Annotated in this window: 11 protein-coding genes and 2 pseudogenes; 7 read left to right on the forward strand and 6 right to left on the reverse strand. The window is 63.5% G+C overall.

Annotated elements, in window-relative coordinates:
- Positions 1-700: 700 nt before the first annotated feature.
- From OUO20_RS18100 to OUO20_RS18120, 5 genes and pseudogenes are all read right to left on the reverse strand, one after another.
- Positions 701-1,022 (reverse strand): annotated as a pseudogene (locus OUO20_RS18100) (NAD-dependent epimerase/dehydratase family protein); the annotation flags it as partial.
- Positions 1,023-1,104: 82 nt separating this feature from the next.
- Positions 1,105-3,297 carry an alpha-galactosidase gene (locus OUO20_RS18105; RefSeq protein WP_268002314.1) on the reverse strand — a complete coding sequence of 731 codons (2,193 nt, stop codon included), beginning with the start codon at positions 3,295-3,297 and terminating at the stop codon, positions 1,105-1,107.
- A gap of 88 nt (positions 3,298-3,385) precedes the next feature.
- Positions 3,386-4,723: an ABC transporter substrate-binding protein gene (locus tag OUO20_RS18110; protein ID WP_268002315.1), complete on the reverse strand. Its 1,338-nt coding sequence runs from the start codon at positions 4,721-4,723 to the stop codon at positions 3,386-3,388.
- 74 nt (positions 4,724-4,797) lie between these two features.
- Positions 4,798-5,703 carry a carbohydrate ABC transporter permease gene (locus OUO20_RS18115; RefSeq protein WP_268002316.1) on the reverse strand — a complete coding sequence of 302 codons (906 nt, stop codon included), beginning with the start codon at positions 5,701-5,703 and terminating at the stop codon, positions 4,798-4,800.
- 12 nt (positions 5,704-5,715) lie between these two features.
- Positions 5,716-6,659: pseudogene (locus tag OUO20_RS18120) on the reverse strand (carbohydrate ABC transporter permease).
- Positions 6,660-6,812: 153 nt separating this feature from the next.
- Here OUO20_RS18120 and OUO20_RS18125 point away from each other — a divergent pair.
- From OUO20_RS18125 to OUO20_RS18145, 5 genes are all read left to right on the forward strand, one after another.
- Positions 6,813-8,045: a Gfo/Idh/MocA family protein gene (locus OUO20_RS18125; RefSeq protein WP_268002317.1), complete on the forward strand. Its 1,233-nt coding sequence runs from the start codon at positions 6,813-6,815 to the stop codon at positions 8,043-8,045.
- Positions 8,046-8,066: 21 nt separating this feature from the next.
- The gene (locus OUO20_RS18130; RefSeq protein WP_268002318.1) at positions 8,067-9,122 is read left to right on the forward strand and encodes a LacI family DNA-binding transcriptional regulator; all 1,056 of its coding nucleotides are present in this window, start codon (positions 8,067-8,069) and stop codon (positions 9,120-9,122) included.
- A 206-nt stretch (positions 9,123-9,328) separates the two neighbouring features.
- Positions 9,329-10,834 carry a glycoside hydrolase family 32 protein gene (locus OUO20_RS18135; protein ID WP_268002319.1) on the forward strand — a complete coding sequence of 502 codons (1,506 nt, stop codon included), beginning with the start codon at positions 9,329-9,331 and terminating at the stop codon, positions 10,832-10,834.
- A gap of 165 nt (positions 10,835-10,999) precedes the next feature.
- Positions 11,000-11,134 (forward strand): hypothetical protein, encoded by a 135-nt coding sequence (locus tag OUO20_RS18140; RefSeq protein ID WP_268002320.1) that lies wholly within the window; start codon positions 11,000-11,002, stop codon positions 11,132-11,134.
- A gap of 545 nt (positions 11,135-11,679) precedes the next feature.
- Positions 11,680-11,856: a hypothetical protein gene (locus tag OUO20_RS18145; protein ID WP_268002321.1), complete on the forward strand. Its 177-nt coding sequence runs from the start codon at positions 11,680-11,682 to the stop codon at positions 11,854-11,856.
- A gap of 16 nt (positions 11,857-11,872) precedes the next feature.
- Here OUO20_RS18145 and OUO20_RS18150 read toward each other — a convergent pair whose 3' ends face one another.
- Positions 11,873-12,742: a ThuA domain-containing protein gene (locus tag OUO20_RS18150; RefSeq protein WP_268002322.1), complete on the reverse strand. Its 870-nt coding sequence runs from the start codon at positions 12,740-12,742 to the stop codon at positions 11,873-11,875.
- A 116-nt stretch (positions 12,743-12,858) separates the two neighbouring features.
- Here OUO20_RS18150 and OUO20_RS18155 point away from each other — a divergent pair, with 116 nt between their 5' ends.
- A complete protein-coding gene (locus OUO20_RS18155) occupies positions 12,859-14,151 on the forward strand; it encodes a C-glycoside deglycosidase beta subunit domain-containing protein (RefSeq protein WP_268002323.1) in 1,293 nt (430 codons plus the stop codon).
- Between the two features lie 32 nt (positions 14,152-14,183).
- Positions 14,184-15,662: a C-glycoside deglycosidase beta subunit domain-containing protein gene (locus tag OUO20_RS18160; protein WP_268002324.1), complete on the forward strand. Its 1,479-nt coding sequence runs from the start codon at positions 14,184-14,186 to the stop codon at positions 15,660-15,662.
- The last annotated feature ends 19 nt before the right edge of the window (positions 15,663-15,681 follow it).

Raw genomic sequence — 15,681 nt, forward strand, 5'->3', positions numbered from 1 at the left:
TATGCCCTTTGACTCCGGACCCCGAACCCCGCGGCGAAAGCAGCTTGATCTCCACCCCCAGCCTGCGCGTCCCGCTGCAGAGTCCACATTCCACCCAGAAAGATCCGGCGTCGTCCGCGACGGCAGCATCCGCGCCTGGATAAATCCCGAGAACGCCGACGTCATCACCAGCACCGGAGACGTATCGGACTGGCCCCGACCTACGGGTAGCGGTCACGCGCGAACCAAAGATCGTGCTGGAGCTGGAGCAGGAACCCCGCGGTGACGTTTGTCGGGTTCGTCAAAGAGAGCCTCGTTTCCCCTGACGAGCGCTCTCCCCTTTGCCGCACGCACAGCAGTAAGCGGTCCCACGGCCGACGCTTCCCATGCGATGTTCACAAATGTGAAATGTATTTCCAGCATGCCCGGGGTTTCCAAAACTGAAGTCTCGATTTCCATGATGTGTTCCTAGCTCAAACTGTTTTGCATGCATCCAAAAAAATGGCCGGAAGAGGCCGGTGTGGCACGGAATTTCTGTCAGGGGCATGGTTTCAAGCCTGCGGCACCGTAGATTGCGTCGACTGTCTGGAAAAGAGATTGATGGCGAGGACATGCCGAAAGGACGGCCGTCCAGGAGTTGGACCGCGGGTTGCGGCACCCGCGGTTGGCGCTGAGCTCAATGGTCTCCACATAAGGAATGGGATTTGTGCTCGCAGTACCTGGTGGCGGACGAGCCGAAGACGATGACGCGGACGTGGTGGGCTGTCCGAATCTGAATCAAGCTCAGCGTGCCCACAAGGTTGTTGTACTAGTACCTGAGCGGTTCGAGGCCGACTCACGCACGGCCGTGAGCCCGGCAAAGTGGACCACGGCGTCGGTCGTATGGGCGACAGTCTCGTCGCGCGGTTCGGCTATCGGGCGCAGTGACTCCTCGCTGGAGTTCATCAGGTTATCGATCGCCACCACCTCGTGGCCGGCTTCCTGCAGGTACAAGACTGTGTGCGAACCGATGTACCGGTGCCACCTGTGACCAGAATTTTCATTTGCATCCTCTAACTGAGCGAAGGCTGTCCCGACGTTCCGGCGGTTCTGGAGAGCGGGGAACGTCGGGTGGCCATTCCGCGATTACAACGCGGTGATTTCGAGGAGCAGTGCGTGTTCCGGATTGAGGGCGGGCATGGGCAAGCCCACCTCAGCCAGGAACCGGCCGTTGGCTACCGCGCCGTCCGCCAGCCAGGCCGGAGGCCGCACCTGGGTGAATGTATGCGAGTAGTCGGCGTCACCCGGAGCCGGGAAGAGAGCCTCCACACGGTACTCACGGGCCGGCTCCAGACCGGGAACGGATATTCGTCCCGGCTGTTCAGCGACCGCGGTGCGCATACTCACGACGGCGAATAGTGCCGCCGTCGTGCCCTGTGGGGCACCGTTGGGGGCCACTACGCCGTGCAGCATGAGGGAATCGTCGGGCACGTCGGCGCGGACCATGCTGCCGGAGTGGATCAGGTTCCGGTGTTCTTTGTAAAGGCCGATGAAGCGTTTGAGTTCCTCCCTTTCGACGCCCTGGACGCCGCGGACGTCCCATTCCATCCCGAAGTGGCCGAACAGTGCGGTGATGGCCCGGAAGGACAGGTCGTGGGTGCGGGCGGTGGTGTGCGAGGTGGTGGGGCCGATGTGGCTGCCCACCAGCTCGGGCGGGACCACGACGCCGGTCCAGCGCTGGATCGTTTGCCGCTCCAGTGCGTCGTTGCAGTCTGAGGCCCAGATGCGGTCGGTCCGCTCCAGGATGCCCAGGTCCACGCGGGCGCCGCCGGAGGAGCAGCTCTCGATTTCGACGCCGGGATGGGCTCTGCGGAGTTCATCGAACAGCCGGTAGGCGGCAAGGGTCTGTGCATGGACGGAGGAGCGTCCGGCGTGGCCGTGCTCCAGCAGGTCCCGGTTCTGGTCCCATTTCAGGTAGCTGATGTTGTTGCCGGACAGGAGAGCGTCAATGCGATCGTAGATGTACTGCCACGCCTCGGGGTTCACGAGGTCGATGACATGCTGCTGCCGCCACTCGAGCGGCAGCCGGCCTCCGTCCTTATACGAAGCGGCGGACGGACCCACGATCCAGTCCGGGTGCGCGCGGGCCACGTCCGAATCCAGGTTGACCATTTCCGGCTCCACCCACAGGCCGAACTCCATGCCGCGGGAGGTCACGGCGTCGATCAGCGGGGTCAGGCCGTTGGGCCAGAGTGATTCGTCGACGTACCAGTCGCCCAGGCCGGCGCGGTCGTCGCGGCGCCCGCGGAACCAGCCGTCGTCGAGCACGAAGCGCTCCACGCCGAGGTCCGCGGCTGACTCAGCCAGCTCGATCAGGGTGGTTAGGTTGTGGTCGAAGTAAACCGCTTCCCAGACATTCAGCACCACCGGGCGCGGCTTTCCGGCCGGCAGGCCGGTAGACGGGGCGGGAAGCACGTGGTGCGGCCGGGAACGGAACCAGCTGTAGAAGGCCTCGCTGATGCCGTCCAGGCCGTGGTCCGAGTACGCGGCAAAGAGCGCCGGAGTGGTGTAGCTGGCACCTGGCGCAAGGATGACCTCGGCCGGTCCCAGGAGTTCGGAGCCGCCGATCATGGTGCGGCCGTCGCCGATGGTGTCCGCGAATTGTTCGTGGTTGCCGCTCCAGGCCAGGTGCGTTGCCCACACCTTGCCGTGGCGGTTGCCGAAGCCCTGGGTGCCTGCGGCGAAGATCAGTGACGAGTCGTGTCCGGTGCGGCCGTGCCGGCCGGAACGGACCCAGGTGCCCTGCTGGATGCGTTGCCGTTGCGGGTGGCGTTCCCGGCACCACCGGCCGGTGAGGTCAAGGAGTTCGGTTGCGTCGGGCGCAACTGGAAGGACTGTTGCCAGTTCGTCGAGTTGGTAGGGCGTGGTGCCGTCGTTAGTAAGGGTGTGGCGCAGCTCCAGCAGGCCGCCGTCGTGCAGGGTGAGTGAAGACGAGACCGTCAGGCCGGTGTCGGAATCGGACTGGACAATGACCGCAGAGTTGCCCTCGGCGCTCGTTGACTCGACTCGAAGGCGTGTGGAGAAGTCAAGGCCGGAGACGCCGTCGGCGATGCGGTGGCCGCGGAGGGCGGGACGGCCCCGCCATCCGGCTGAAGCCTGAGGCAGAAGGCCCGTGGGTACAGTGGCGTCGATGGACGACGGCGGGATAGCGGCTGCGAGGATAGCGGGATCGGGCAGCGTGCTGCCAAGATCCGCGCCCCAGTGGATGATCTCGGCCTCTCTGCCGTCGAAGCTGATCACCAGGCTGGTTCCGGCGGAACGGAGGTGGAGGGGGTCCATAAAGGTGTCCTTTTGCGGTGTGGAAGTAAGGGGTGTGCTGCGCGCCGCGGGTAAGACGATTCCCGCGGCGCGTCGTCGGTAGGGGGCCCTACTTGAAGAGGGCGTTGACCTTTTCGTTGGCCTGGGTGAGGGAACTGGCCGGGGCCTTGCCGGAGAGCACTGCGTCCATGGCGGGATTCATGATGCCGTCAACTTTGGCAGCCTTGTCCGCGATAGGGAACAGGAACGTCGTTCCATCCTCCACCTGTTGGGTGAAGGGGGTGACGTCGACGCCCTTGGCTTTAAAAGCCTCGGCAGCCTTTTCGGTGGAGGACTTGATGGCGGGAAAGACGACTCCCTTGGACGCGACGACGTCCTGGCAGGCTGAGGAGGCGAGGTACTCCACCCACTTCACGGATGCGGCCGGGTTCTTGGTGCCGGCCCAGATTGAGTCGGCCAGGCCGTTGAACATGGACGCGCGCTTGCCTTCCGGTCCCGTCGGCGTGGGTGCGATGCCGGTCTGGATTCCTTTGTAGCCGGTGTACTGGCCGATCGTCCAGTCGCCCGAGGTGTTGATGGCGGCCTTCCCGGCGCCAAAGTTGTCCTGCATGCTGGCGCCTACCGTTGTTTCAAGTTTGGGCATGTAGCCCTTGTCTGCCAGCCCGGCCCACCAGGCAATGGTGTCCTGGAACCTGGGGTCGTCGTAGTTGAACTTGGTGCCCCAGGGGTTCTTGTCCGTGTGCATCCACCCGGTGGTGGCCGTCAGGAAGCTCCACTGGGTCTGGCCCTGGCCCGAGCCCGAGGATTCCAAACCCAGGCCGTAGACGACCACATTGTTCTTATCGAAGCCGGCTTCGTCTCCGCGTTTACCGTTCTTGTCAACGGTCAGGTGGGCGATGGTCTTCTCGTAGCTGCCACCGTCCTTGGGGTTCCAGTCCAGCTTGGCCATCTGCTCGGCCGTGATGCCGGCGGCGTCGGTCATGGCCTTGTTGTAGAAGAGGCCCACGGTGTCCCAGTCCTTCGGAAGGCCGTAGCGCTTGCCGTCCTGGCCCACCCAGAGATCGGCCAGGCCCTTGTTGTAGATCGAGAGATCGACGTGATCTTTGGCTACGGAATCGTCGAGGGCCAGCAGCTGCTTCTTGGAGGCAAACTCCGGGTACTTGGACAGGTGGTCGGCGAAGACGTCCGGGGCGTTTCCGGCCACGAATCCGTTGGTCAGCGTGGTCCAGTAGTCGCCCCAGCCGCGCTGGGTGATTTTGACTTTGATGTCCGGGTTGGCTTTGGTGAAGTCTTCCGCGCACTGCTGGTACGCGGGCAGCTGATTGGCATCCCACAGCCAATAGTTGATTTCGCCCTTGGCCTCGGTGGAGGTGGATCCGCCGCCGCAGGCGGAGAGGGAGATGGCGATCGCTGCGGCGGCGGCGACGGCACCGAGAGTCTTTTTCATGATGGACCTTTCGAAGAGGGCATGGGGTTGCCCGGGGTGGATTTTGGTGAGGGTGAGCGGTTGGGATTGGCGGTCTATTTGATGCCGGAGAATCCGATGGAGTTGACCACCTTTTTGCCGAAGGCGAGGAACAGGATGAGGATGGGCACTGCCGCGACGATGGTGGCGGCCATGAGTCCGGACCAGTCCGGGGCGCCCTGGGGGGACTGGGACTTGAAGACGCTGAGGCCTACGGTGAGGACGCGGACGTTTTCGTCGTTGCCGACCAGCAGAGGCCAGAAGTATTCGTTCCATTGGCCGATGAACGTCAGCAGCGCGAGGGTGGCCATGGGTGCGGCGGCGTTGGGCAGGACGATCTGGAAGAAGATGCGCAGGTGCTTGGCACCGTCGAGCATGGCTGCCTCTTCCACTTCGCGGGACATGCTTAGGAAGAACTGGCGCAGGAAGAAGATGGCGAACGCAGACATGAACAGGAAGGGCAGTGTCAGTCCGGCGAACGTGTTCAGCAGACCCAGGTTCTTGATCATAAGGAAGTTGGGCAGCGCGGTGAAGATGCCCGGAATCATCATGGTGGCCAGGAACACGGAGAAGACCTTGTCACGCCCGGGCCAGCGGAGGCGGGCGAAGGCGTAGGCGGCAAGTGCGCTGAAAAAGACCTGGGCTGCGGTTGTCACGGTGGAAAAGAGTATCGAGTTGCGCAGGTACAGCCAGAAGTCGATGGCTGCCCCTGAACCTCCTTCGGCGATGGCCTCCTCTGTGGTTTGCATTCCAAAGACACGCTTGAACGCGCCCCAGGAGAAGTCAGCCGGCAGGAGGTTCCCGGAGTTGGAGGCCAGCGAGTGGTTGCTCGAGAGGGCTGTGCGGAGCATCCAGAGGAACGGGAAGATGGTGACAACGAGGGCGACGGCGATGACGGCCCACGCACCGATGCGGTGCCAGTTGACGGGCTTCTTGCGGGTGCTGAGTGTTTGAGTGGTCATGGCTGGGGTTCCTTAGTCCAGATCCGATTCGTTGCCTTTGAGGAACTTCATCTGGATGAAGGCCACCATGGCGAGGATGAGGAAGAGAATGACGGACAGGGCGGACGCGTAGCCGAAGTCCGATTCGCCGAAGGCTTTTTGGTAGATGTACATCTGGATGACGCGGGTGGCGTTAACCGGACCGCCCTGCGTTGTGACCGCGACGGTGTCGAAGACCTGGAACGATCCGATGACGGTGACCACCAGGACCAGTGCCAGGACGGGGCGAAGGAGGGGCATGGTGATGCTCCAGAAGGTCCGTGTGGGGGATGCCCCGTCCAGGGAGGCCACTTCGTAGACGTGGTGGGGGATGGCCTGGAGACCGGCGAAGATCAGCAGGGCGGTGTAGCCCATGTGGCGCCAGACGTTGACGAAGGCGATGGTGGGGATGGCCCATTGCTCGCTGCCGAAGAAGGCGACGCGGGGAAGGCCCAACCAGCTGATGATTTCGTTGACGATGCCGATCTGGTAGTCGAGCATCCAGAACCACAGCAGGGCGACGATCACGTTGGCTACCAGGAACGGAAGCAGCAACGCACCGCGGACGAACGTGGATTTGGCCACGCGGTGGATCAGCAGCGCCAGGCCGAGGGCGATGACTGTCTGGAAGACGATGTTGATTGCGACGTACTGGATGGTCACAGCCATCGCGTTCCAGAAAAGCTCATCCTTGAAGATCGCCGTGTAGTTGTCGACGCCGATCCAGGTGGGCTCTCCGAGGATGCTGTACTCGGTGAAGCTCAGGTAGACGCCGCGGATGGTGGGAACCAAGCAAAAGGCCACGAGGCCGATCATCGCCGGGAGGATGAACAGCAGCGCGATCCTGAGGTCACGCACTCTGGCCCTGCGGCCCCCCGGCTTGAACGTTGCGGCATCTTGTGCGTTGCGCCGGGTGGGTGCTTGGTAATGGTAGTCATTTTTGATCCCTCTCCTGTGAGGTAGCTAACAATTGACCGCCACTCTACGCGCGTAGCAGAGAAAAAGGCAAGACTGTTCTTGAAAAATAAATGTTTGTAGGCTGATGAAACAACAATCTTGACGCGCGTAGATTTGGTGCGCATACTCTTTTCATGACTTCTTCAATTGGAATCGTTGGTGCGGGACAGTTCGCAGGCGTGTTCGCCAAGCTCTTTGCTGCCCACCCTGGAATCTCAGACATATATTTCACCGACCTCATCGCTGAGCGTGCCGAGGCCCAGAGCAGCAGCGTGGGGGCTGCGGGGACGTTCGACAGCTTCGAGGCAATGCTTGAAAGCGACGTAGACGCTGTTGCGATCTTCACCCAGCGCTGGACCCACGGACCGCTGGTGGTGCAGGCGCTGCGTGCCGGTAAGCACGTCTACTCCGCCGTGCCGATGGCGATCTCCGAAGCGGAAATCGCGGCTATTATCGAAGCGGTCCGTGAGACCGGGCTGACCTACATGATGGGTGAGACCAGCTACTACAACCCGGCAACCGTGTTTGCCCGCAAAAAGAATACCGAGGGCGCCTTCGGTCGGATCTTTTACGCGGAGGGCGACTACGTCCACGACATGGACCTCGGCTTCTACGACGCCTACCAGTACAGCGGCGGAGAAAACTGGAAGCGCACCGCCAGCTACCCGCCCATGCTCTACCCGACCCACTCCGTGGGCGGGGTGCTGGGAGCCACCGGCGGTCACGCCGTCAGCGTCAGCTGCGTCGGGGTCCGGGATGAGCGCGGCGACGGCGTCTTTGACCGCGAGGTAAGCATGTTCGCCAACGACTTCTCCAACGCCAGCGCCCTGTTCGAACTCGCCGGCGGCGGGTCCATGCGCATCAATGAGTTCCGCAGGGTGGGCTACCCTTCCCACCTGCGCGAGAGCCGCTTCCGCTACTTCGGCACGGAGGCCAGCTTCGAACAGCTCGCCCTCGTCAGCGTCTGGCAGGACAAGCACGCCGTGACCGACATCAGTGACCAGCTCGAGACCCAGGCCACCATGGACGCTGATGACCCTGTGTTGGCCGACGTGGCTCCCGCACTGCGCGATGCGTTTATTTCCGGCATGGCCTCCGTGCACGACGCCGGACGACTGCCGGCGGAGTTCCGGGGCCTGCCCAACGGCCACGAGGGCAGCCACCATTTCCTCGTGGACGACTTCGTCACCGCCATCAACACCGGCACCCTGCCTCCGGTCAACGCCTGGGAAGCGGCCCGCTACACGCTTCCCGGCATCGTGGCACACCAGTCAGCCCTGCGCGGCGGCGAACGCCTGCCGGTGCCCGACTTCGGCGACGCCCCGGCAGAGCTGCCCGGCCCGGCACAGCGCGAGTCAGCCAAGTGAAACGCCGCTAGCATGGTTGCCATGCCGCACCCGACCTCACAGGCCAAGCCCATCACCCGCGACGACGTCGCCCGGCTCGCAGGGGTCAGCAGCGCCGTCGTCAGTTACGTGGTCAACGGCGGGCCCCGGGCCGTTTCCCCGGCGAACGAAGCCAAGGTGCGGCAGGCAATCAGGGCACTGGGCTACCGGCCCAATCCGGCAGCCCGGGCACTTGCGCTGGGTTCCAGTGAGATGCTCGCCATGATCATCCCCGATGCCCTGAATCCGTTCTTCGCCTCGCTCGCCCGCGCCGTCGAAAACGCCGCGGCCGAGCGGGGCTACTCCCTCCTGCTGGCGGACTCCCAGGGTTCGCTGCGCACAGAGCGGCGCCTTATCAAGAACTTTGCCGCCCGGAAGGTGGACGGAATGTTCCTCTGGAGCGAACTGTCCGATCCCGATCTGATGGACCTCGAACAGGCAGACATTCCCGTTGTGCTCCTGAACCACAGCACCGACCTCGCCACAGCCGCCAGTCCCGCCGTCATGAAACACAGCGCGGGCGACCACGGTGCCAACTCTGTCGGAGTCGCCTTTCAGGACGGAGCGCGCATGGCGGTAGAGCACCTCATCAGCCACGGCCATAAATGCATCGGGCTGGTCATGGGCAACACTGCCGGCGGCGACCTGGACGCACGCGAGCTCGGTTGGCGCCAGGGCGTCCAGGACGCCGGCCTCACCCCGGGCCCGATCGTTCGGGTTCCGTTTACCCGCGAGGGCGGGTACCGTGCCGGGCAGGAGCTGCTGGCCCGCAGCGACCGACCGACCGCGGTCTTCGTCAGCTCCGACCAACAGGCTGTTGCTCTGCTCTGCGCCCTCCAGGAGGGTGGCCTGCGGGTGCCAGAGGACCTCGCGGTGTTCTCCTTCGACGGCTCACCCGAGTCTGAATACACTTGGCCCCGGCTCAGCACAGTCGCCCAGCCCGTCAAGGACATGGCCCAAGCCGCCTTGGATGCGCTCCTGGCGCCGCACGGAAAAGATACTCAGACCAATATCTTCCCCGCCGAACTCGTACTGCGCACTTCCTGCGGCTGCCACTGAAACACACAGCCTCTCCGGCTGCGCCAAGGCGACAACCTGCCAGTGAAGGGACGGCATCTCCCGGCACTGGGAGAACCCCTCCGCGGCAGACGTTCGTCTGCACCGGCGAGTGCGTTTGTCTGCTGCCCGCAAGCCACCCGGCAGCCGCCGCGGCTGCCACCTGCCCGCGGCGACCCCACCGACTACCCGTTAAGGCACCCAACGTCATGACTGCCATTTCAGCCCACGAGGATGACATCTTCAGGCCAGCCCTCCACTACACGGCCAAAAACACCTGGCTGAACGACCCGAACGGACTCGTCTACCACGAGGGCATCTATCACCTTTATTACCAGAACAACCCGTTCGGGAACGTTTGGGGCAACGTGTCCTGGGGCCACGCCACCTCAGTGGACCTGGTCAACTGGGACGAGCAGCCCGTGGCCATCGCCTGCGACGCCGAAGAGGACATCTTCTCCGGCAGCATCGTCATCGACCAGTACAACACCAGTGGCCTCGGCAACGGGCAGACCGCCCCGCTGGTGGCAATGTACACCAGCGCCTACAAAGACAGCTCAGCCCGACGGGGTACACAGGCCCAGTCCCTCGCGTGGAGTTCCGACGGCGGCTACACCTGGACGAAGCACCACAGCAACCCCGTCCTCGACAGGAACTCCGCAGACTTCCGCGATCCGAAGGTGTTCCGCTACGACGGGCCCCCTGGCAGCTATTGGGTCATGGTGGCCGTCGAAGCAAACGATCACAAGGTGGTCATCTATAGCTCCGATAACCTTCGGGATTGGCACTACCTCAGCAGCTTCGGACCCGCCAACGCCACCGGCGGTGTGTGGGAGTGTCCTGACCTTTTCCCGTTGCCACTGGACGGCGACGAAGAGCGGACCAAGTGGATCCTCACCGTGAATCTCAACCCCGGCGGCCCCAATGGCGGGTCAGGGGGTCAATACTTTGTCGGCCACTTCGACGGCGTTGCCTTCACGTCCGAAACAACCGTCACCGACGGTAGCAGCGAAACGGCCGAGCTCGACGCATACCACTGGCTCGATTGGGGGCGTGACTACTACGCGGCCGTGTCTTTCAACAACGCACCCGATGGGCGCCGTCTCATGGTCGGCTGGATGAACAACTGGCAGTATGGGGCCGCTATCCCGACTTGGCCGTGGCGCAGTTCGATGTCACTCGTACGTGAAATGTCCCTCGTGACAGACCAAGGCCAGCCCCGACTATCCCAACAGGTTGCCGACGAATATCGAAACTGTGGCTCAATGTCGGTGAACACCTGGTCTGGTCTTGCGATCGATGAAGGGATGCGCCATCTGCACCCGGGGGCGCCGGTAGAGATAATCGATGTGACCTTCCTGCCGGGCTCCGCGGAGGAATTTGGACTCATCATTCGAGGCAACGGCACGGACGGAACCCGCATCGGCATCCGCCCCTCCGAGAACCGGATCATCACCGACCGGACAAGCTCCGGCAACACAGAATTCCATGAGAGCTTCGCATCCATCGATACAGCCCCGCTGAGGCCAGCCCGTGACGGTTCATACAGCTTGAAGATCTTCGTCGACCACTGCTCAGTGGAAGTCTTCGCTCAAGACGGCCAGGTCACCATGACAGGCCTTATATTTCCCGGACCCGACAGCACCTGCCTCTCGCTCTATGCCAAAGGCGGGACCGCCACCGCCCCCAGCCTGAAAGTAGCGCGACTCGGGTAGCCGCCAGTGCGAATCGCAGAGCCACTGGTTCCGACCTGGCGTTTAATTACCCACGAAGAGGGCTTCCCCAGGCCCAGTGTTGGTTTCGCGCCGACCCGACTGAACGGCGGGGCCCGCCGGAAGACTCCCGGGGGATTTCCCGGCTACGAGTAAAACCTGGATGCCATGCTCGACTCATCGCATCCAGAAAACTCAGAACGTGCCGCCTGGGTGACCGACCTGACCGGCTCCGCTGAGCCTTTTGACCCTGCCTTCGCGGACATCCCCGCCGTGAACCGGGCGCTGACTGAGCACTTCTGATGTTCCGTGTCCGGGGAAGAGCACCACGATCGATGCCGAAACAGCCCGTTTGGGGGCCACTCTCCTGACCATCCCAAAGGCGATAGTTGATATTCCGTCGTCTTGGCCAGGCTCGGACAGCTGCGCTAAGTGACTCTTTCCGTCCACAGTTGGGGTCAATGCGGGTTATCTACGGCTGGATATTGGGAGCCTCGTTTAGCTCCCAGAGCAGCAGTAGTGGTGGGTAACTCATGAGAATTTTCCCTGGCTGTGGGCGGGGGCGGGGCCCAGCCTCTTGGCGGACTTGGATGGGAGCCCTTGACACTGGGGCCCAAAGGTCCCCGTGTCAGGTTGGGGTGTAGCCAAAGCAGACACACGGCTCCAATGCCTTGGTCAACGTCAAATGCTGCTCTCTACGCCGTCCGGATCAATGGGCCCTGAACGCAGCCCAGCCAGTAACAGCCGACGCTGGCCCCGGACGTTGAGCATCCATTCACCTGGGCATTACAGGCCTCTGATGTGGTTCCCGTCCTGGACCTTCGTCCAGTGGCTAGAGGGCAGTGAATTTGAGCAGCAGTGCGTGCTCCGGGTTGAGGATAGGCAACGGCGCGGTCCGCGAGCCAGGCGCGGAACTCCGGGACCTGCCGGCGGAAGGCCTGCCCGAACTCCTGGAACATGCGGCCCGGGAGGCGGCCGACCCGCCCACTGGAGCGGAGCTGAACGGGGCCCCGGGGGAGAGTTAGGCCGGATTACCCTTCGTTACCTCTCCTGGTTGTAGTAGGGCCATGGCAGGAAGCGACGCTCACCGCGCCGGTCCGGTCCTTCCAGGGTGACTTTGCCAGTGGCCGCCCACTCCACGCCGCGGGGGAACATCCGGATGAACTCGATCCGCCGGAAGGTGTCGATGTCGTGCCCGATGGTGATGGTGAAGCTGCGGCCTTCCCCGTAGTTGTTGATCCAGGCCAACGGCTGCAGGGTGTTGATGCCGGGAAGGCCGCTCAGTCCCTCCGCCGGGATGGCCACCGGATAGTGGGACATCGGCCACATCGGTGCCTGCTCGTATGATTCCAGGTCGTCAAACACTGAAAGAAGCACCTCCGCGCCTTCGTTCAGCCGTACACCCGTCAGGATGTCATCGCCCGTCACCGTCCACGTGTCGCTGATGCCCTCTGTGATGGGGTGGCAGGGCTGGGCCGTCTGCAGCCGGGCCTCACCCCAGGGACGCGGACGCAGCCCGGTGGGAACGCTGAGCTTCGCGCCCCGCATGATGTTGTACTCCTCGGGGTAACCCCAGTCGTCCTCCTGCACCGCGGAGCCGTGGAACCAGACGATGCCTTTCCCGTCGTCGTGGACAAATTTCAGCAGGGCCGCGTCAGTTTCAGCGCCGAAACCGACAGCTCTCTCGTGGTATTCGTCGCGGCCCTCGAACACGATGATGACCACGTCGTACCTGTCTATCACTTTCGCACCGAGCCCCCGCGGGTCCTCGATGACGCGGACGCGGAACCGGCCCGTGTCCTCAAGCACGGCAGTGAGCCACTGGTTGTGGGCCCGGAAGCTGCGGAATTCGTTGTCGTGCTCGCAGGTCATATGCCCCGAAAGAATGAGTGCGTTCAGCACTTCGGCCATGTGCTCTGAGCTCCTTTTATTCGTCAAGGGTGGTTAGGGGGAAAGTTTACATACTTTAGTACGAAAACGACATAAGGATGCTACGATAGGTGTGCACCTAGAGAGAGTGAGCAACGATGCTTCTCGAAAGAGACCTCATCCAGTCCGTCGGCTTCCGCAACGTCATTGAGGGCGGGCCCGTGACCGGCTTCCAGTTCCGTGTCCGGATGCCTTCCTACCGCGGCATGGCCGCGTCGCTGATCGACGGCATCGCAGTCCGCTTGGGCAACATCGTCGACGTCGGCCCTGCCGTTCCGCTGTGGACCTTCGGCGGACGGACCTACACCCTGCAGCAGCTGTGGGAAAGCGACGGCGTGCGCTGGCCCGTCGATGAAGCCGCGGTGGTCACCGTCCCGTTCGACGGAGGCCTGCCGCAGGGCGTCCATGAGCTCACCATCGAACTGCGGCTGCGGATGTCCTATATTCCCGTGGAGCACCAACCCACCGTCCACCGCGTCAGCCGTGCGGTCACGCTGGCTCCGGAGGGTGGTGCGGGTACCTTCCGTTACGGCGTTTCCCTCTACAGCTACATGGGCGACTACGGCACGGTGATGGACCTGGAGACTGCGTTGGCCTCCATCGCAGACGTGGGGGCGACCGGCGTCGAGATCCTCGGTGAGGGCCATATCCCCGGTTACCCCGAACCCACTTCCGCGTGGATCGACAACTGGTTCAGCCTGCTGGAGAAGTACTCCCTGGAGCCCACGAACTACGGGTCCTGGATCGATACCCGGCTGCACCCGGGCCGATCCATGACCGTCGCCGAAGGGGCCGAGGCGCTGCAGCGGGACTTGCGGCTGGCCCACCGGATGGGCTTCGGCTTCGTGCGGCCCAAAATCGGCGTGGTGTCGAGCGACCTGGTCCCGGACCCTATCTGGAGTAAATCGGTGGAGCGTTCCCTTGACCTGGCCCACGAGCTGGGGATCATCATTTGCCCCGAAATCCATTCCCCCACGCCGATCCAGCACCCCGTGGTCGAGGACTACATCAGCCTCATCGAGCGGACCGGAACCAAGAACTTCGGCCTGCTCATCGACACCGGTATCTTCCAGGACCGCCCCATTCCGCTGCGTGACGGCGAGACCCGCGAAACCCGGCCCGCGTTCCTGGACGGCATCGGCGTCGACCCGGCCGACTTCGCAGCGATTGCGCAGTATGTGGTGTTCGTCCAGGCCAAGTTCCACGACATCAACGACCAACTCGAGGACCAGCAGATTCCCTGGCTGCCCGTACTCAAGGCGCTCAAAGACGCGGGCTACACCGGCTACCTCTCTAGCGAATACGAAGGCGAACGCACACCCTGGCGGGCCATCGAGCAGGTACGCCGCCAGCATGCCCTGATCCGCCGCGTAACTTCCGAACTTACCTGACCCTTCCCACCTTCCAGCAAAGAGAACAGACAATGCCAAACGGACTTCTTGACGATTCAAGCCTCCGCGCCCACCCGGACGGTCTGGCCCTGGCCCTGACCCTGCCGTGGTACCGGAGCCTGTGGCTCTCCTCGGTCTCCAGCCTGCGGCTGACCATCGACGGGCAGGACGTTCCCGCCGAGGACCTGGCCCTGGAACTCGGCGGCGTCCGCTACGCGCTCGCCGAACTCCCGGCGCAGAGCGAAACCCTCTGGTACCTGCAGGAGCACCCCCTGCTGATCGCCAAGCGGGATACCCCGGTGGCCCTGGGCGAGGAGCACACCGTCCAACTCATCGGGGAGCTGCGCCTGCCTTACATGCAGATCGCCCCGGGCCAGGACGGCAGCCCCGGGATGTATGTCCCCAACTTCGTGAACCAGACACTTGAGCTGACCGTCACGGACAGGGCCGCTGCGGCTCCTGTATTGACGACGGCGGTGACCCCGCCTCCGCCAAAGACTGAGGACGATCCCTTCTCGCTCGGGCTCACGCTGTACTCGGCAAGCGCCGAGTTCCGGGCTGGCTGGTATGACTTTGACGGCCTGCTGAGCCGTGTGGCAGAGCTGGGCATCGGCCCCGGCATCGAAATCGTGGCCTCCCAGGTCCTGCCGACGTATCCGCGCGTCTCGGATGACTTCGCCCGTTCCTGGCAGGAGGCCTTCGACAAATACGGCTTCACCGCCAGCGCCTTCGGCGCCAACTTGGACATGGGCCGGCGCCGCGACCGCGACATGACACCCGACGAAGAGTTCGAGTTCAGCGAGACGCTCTTCCACGGCGCAAAGAAACTCGGGTTCCCGCTGGTCCGCATCCAGAGCGCCAAGCCGGAGCTGCTTCGCCGGCTGCTGCCGCTCGCCGAGGACCTGGAGCTCAAGCTTGCCTACGAGATCCACGCACCGCTGGGCCCCAACTCCCCGGAGATCATGAAGGTCCGCGAGGTGTACGCGGAACTCGATTCACCGCTGCTGGGCTTCGTGGCCGATTTCTCCTCCACCATGCACAGCATGTCACCCACGCTCCTGCGGGCAGTCCGCCGTGCCGGGCTCGATGACGAAGCCGTCCAGAAGCTGCAAGCCATCTGGGCCACCGACGCCCCGATGCGCGCGCGGCAGGAGGAGTTCATCGGCTACCTGCGCAGCCGGGGCTTCGACCCCGGACGCCTCGGTTCGTTCGCCCATCTGGCCTTCAATATGCATGGTCACGTCAAGTCGACCGAGTGGGCCGACATCATGCCGCAGATCATGCATGTCCACGCCAAGTTCTACGACATCGACGACGACGGAAAGGAACCGGCAATCGACTATCCGGAGCTGGTCCGCGTCTTTGTCGAGGGCGGCTACCCCGGGTACTGGTCCAGCGAGTGGGAGGGCCACGCCTTCGCGGAACTCGGCGAGGTGGATCCGCTGCTGCTGGTCCGCAAGCAGCATGACCTTATCCGCAAGAGCATGCGGTCCGCGCTGGCATCGGCCTGACCCCTCAGCGCTAGAGTCT

The sequence above is a fragment of the Arthrobacter sp. FX8 genome, assembly GCF_026723805.1.
Lineage (GTDB): Bacteria > Actinomycetota > Actinomycetes > Actinomycetales > Micrococcaceae > Arthrobacter.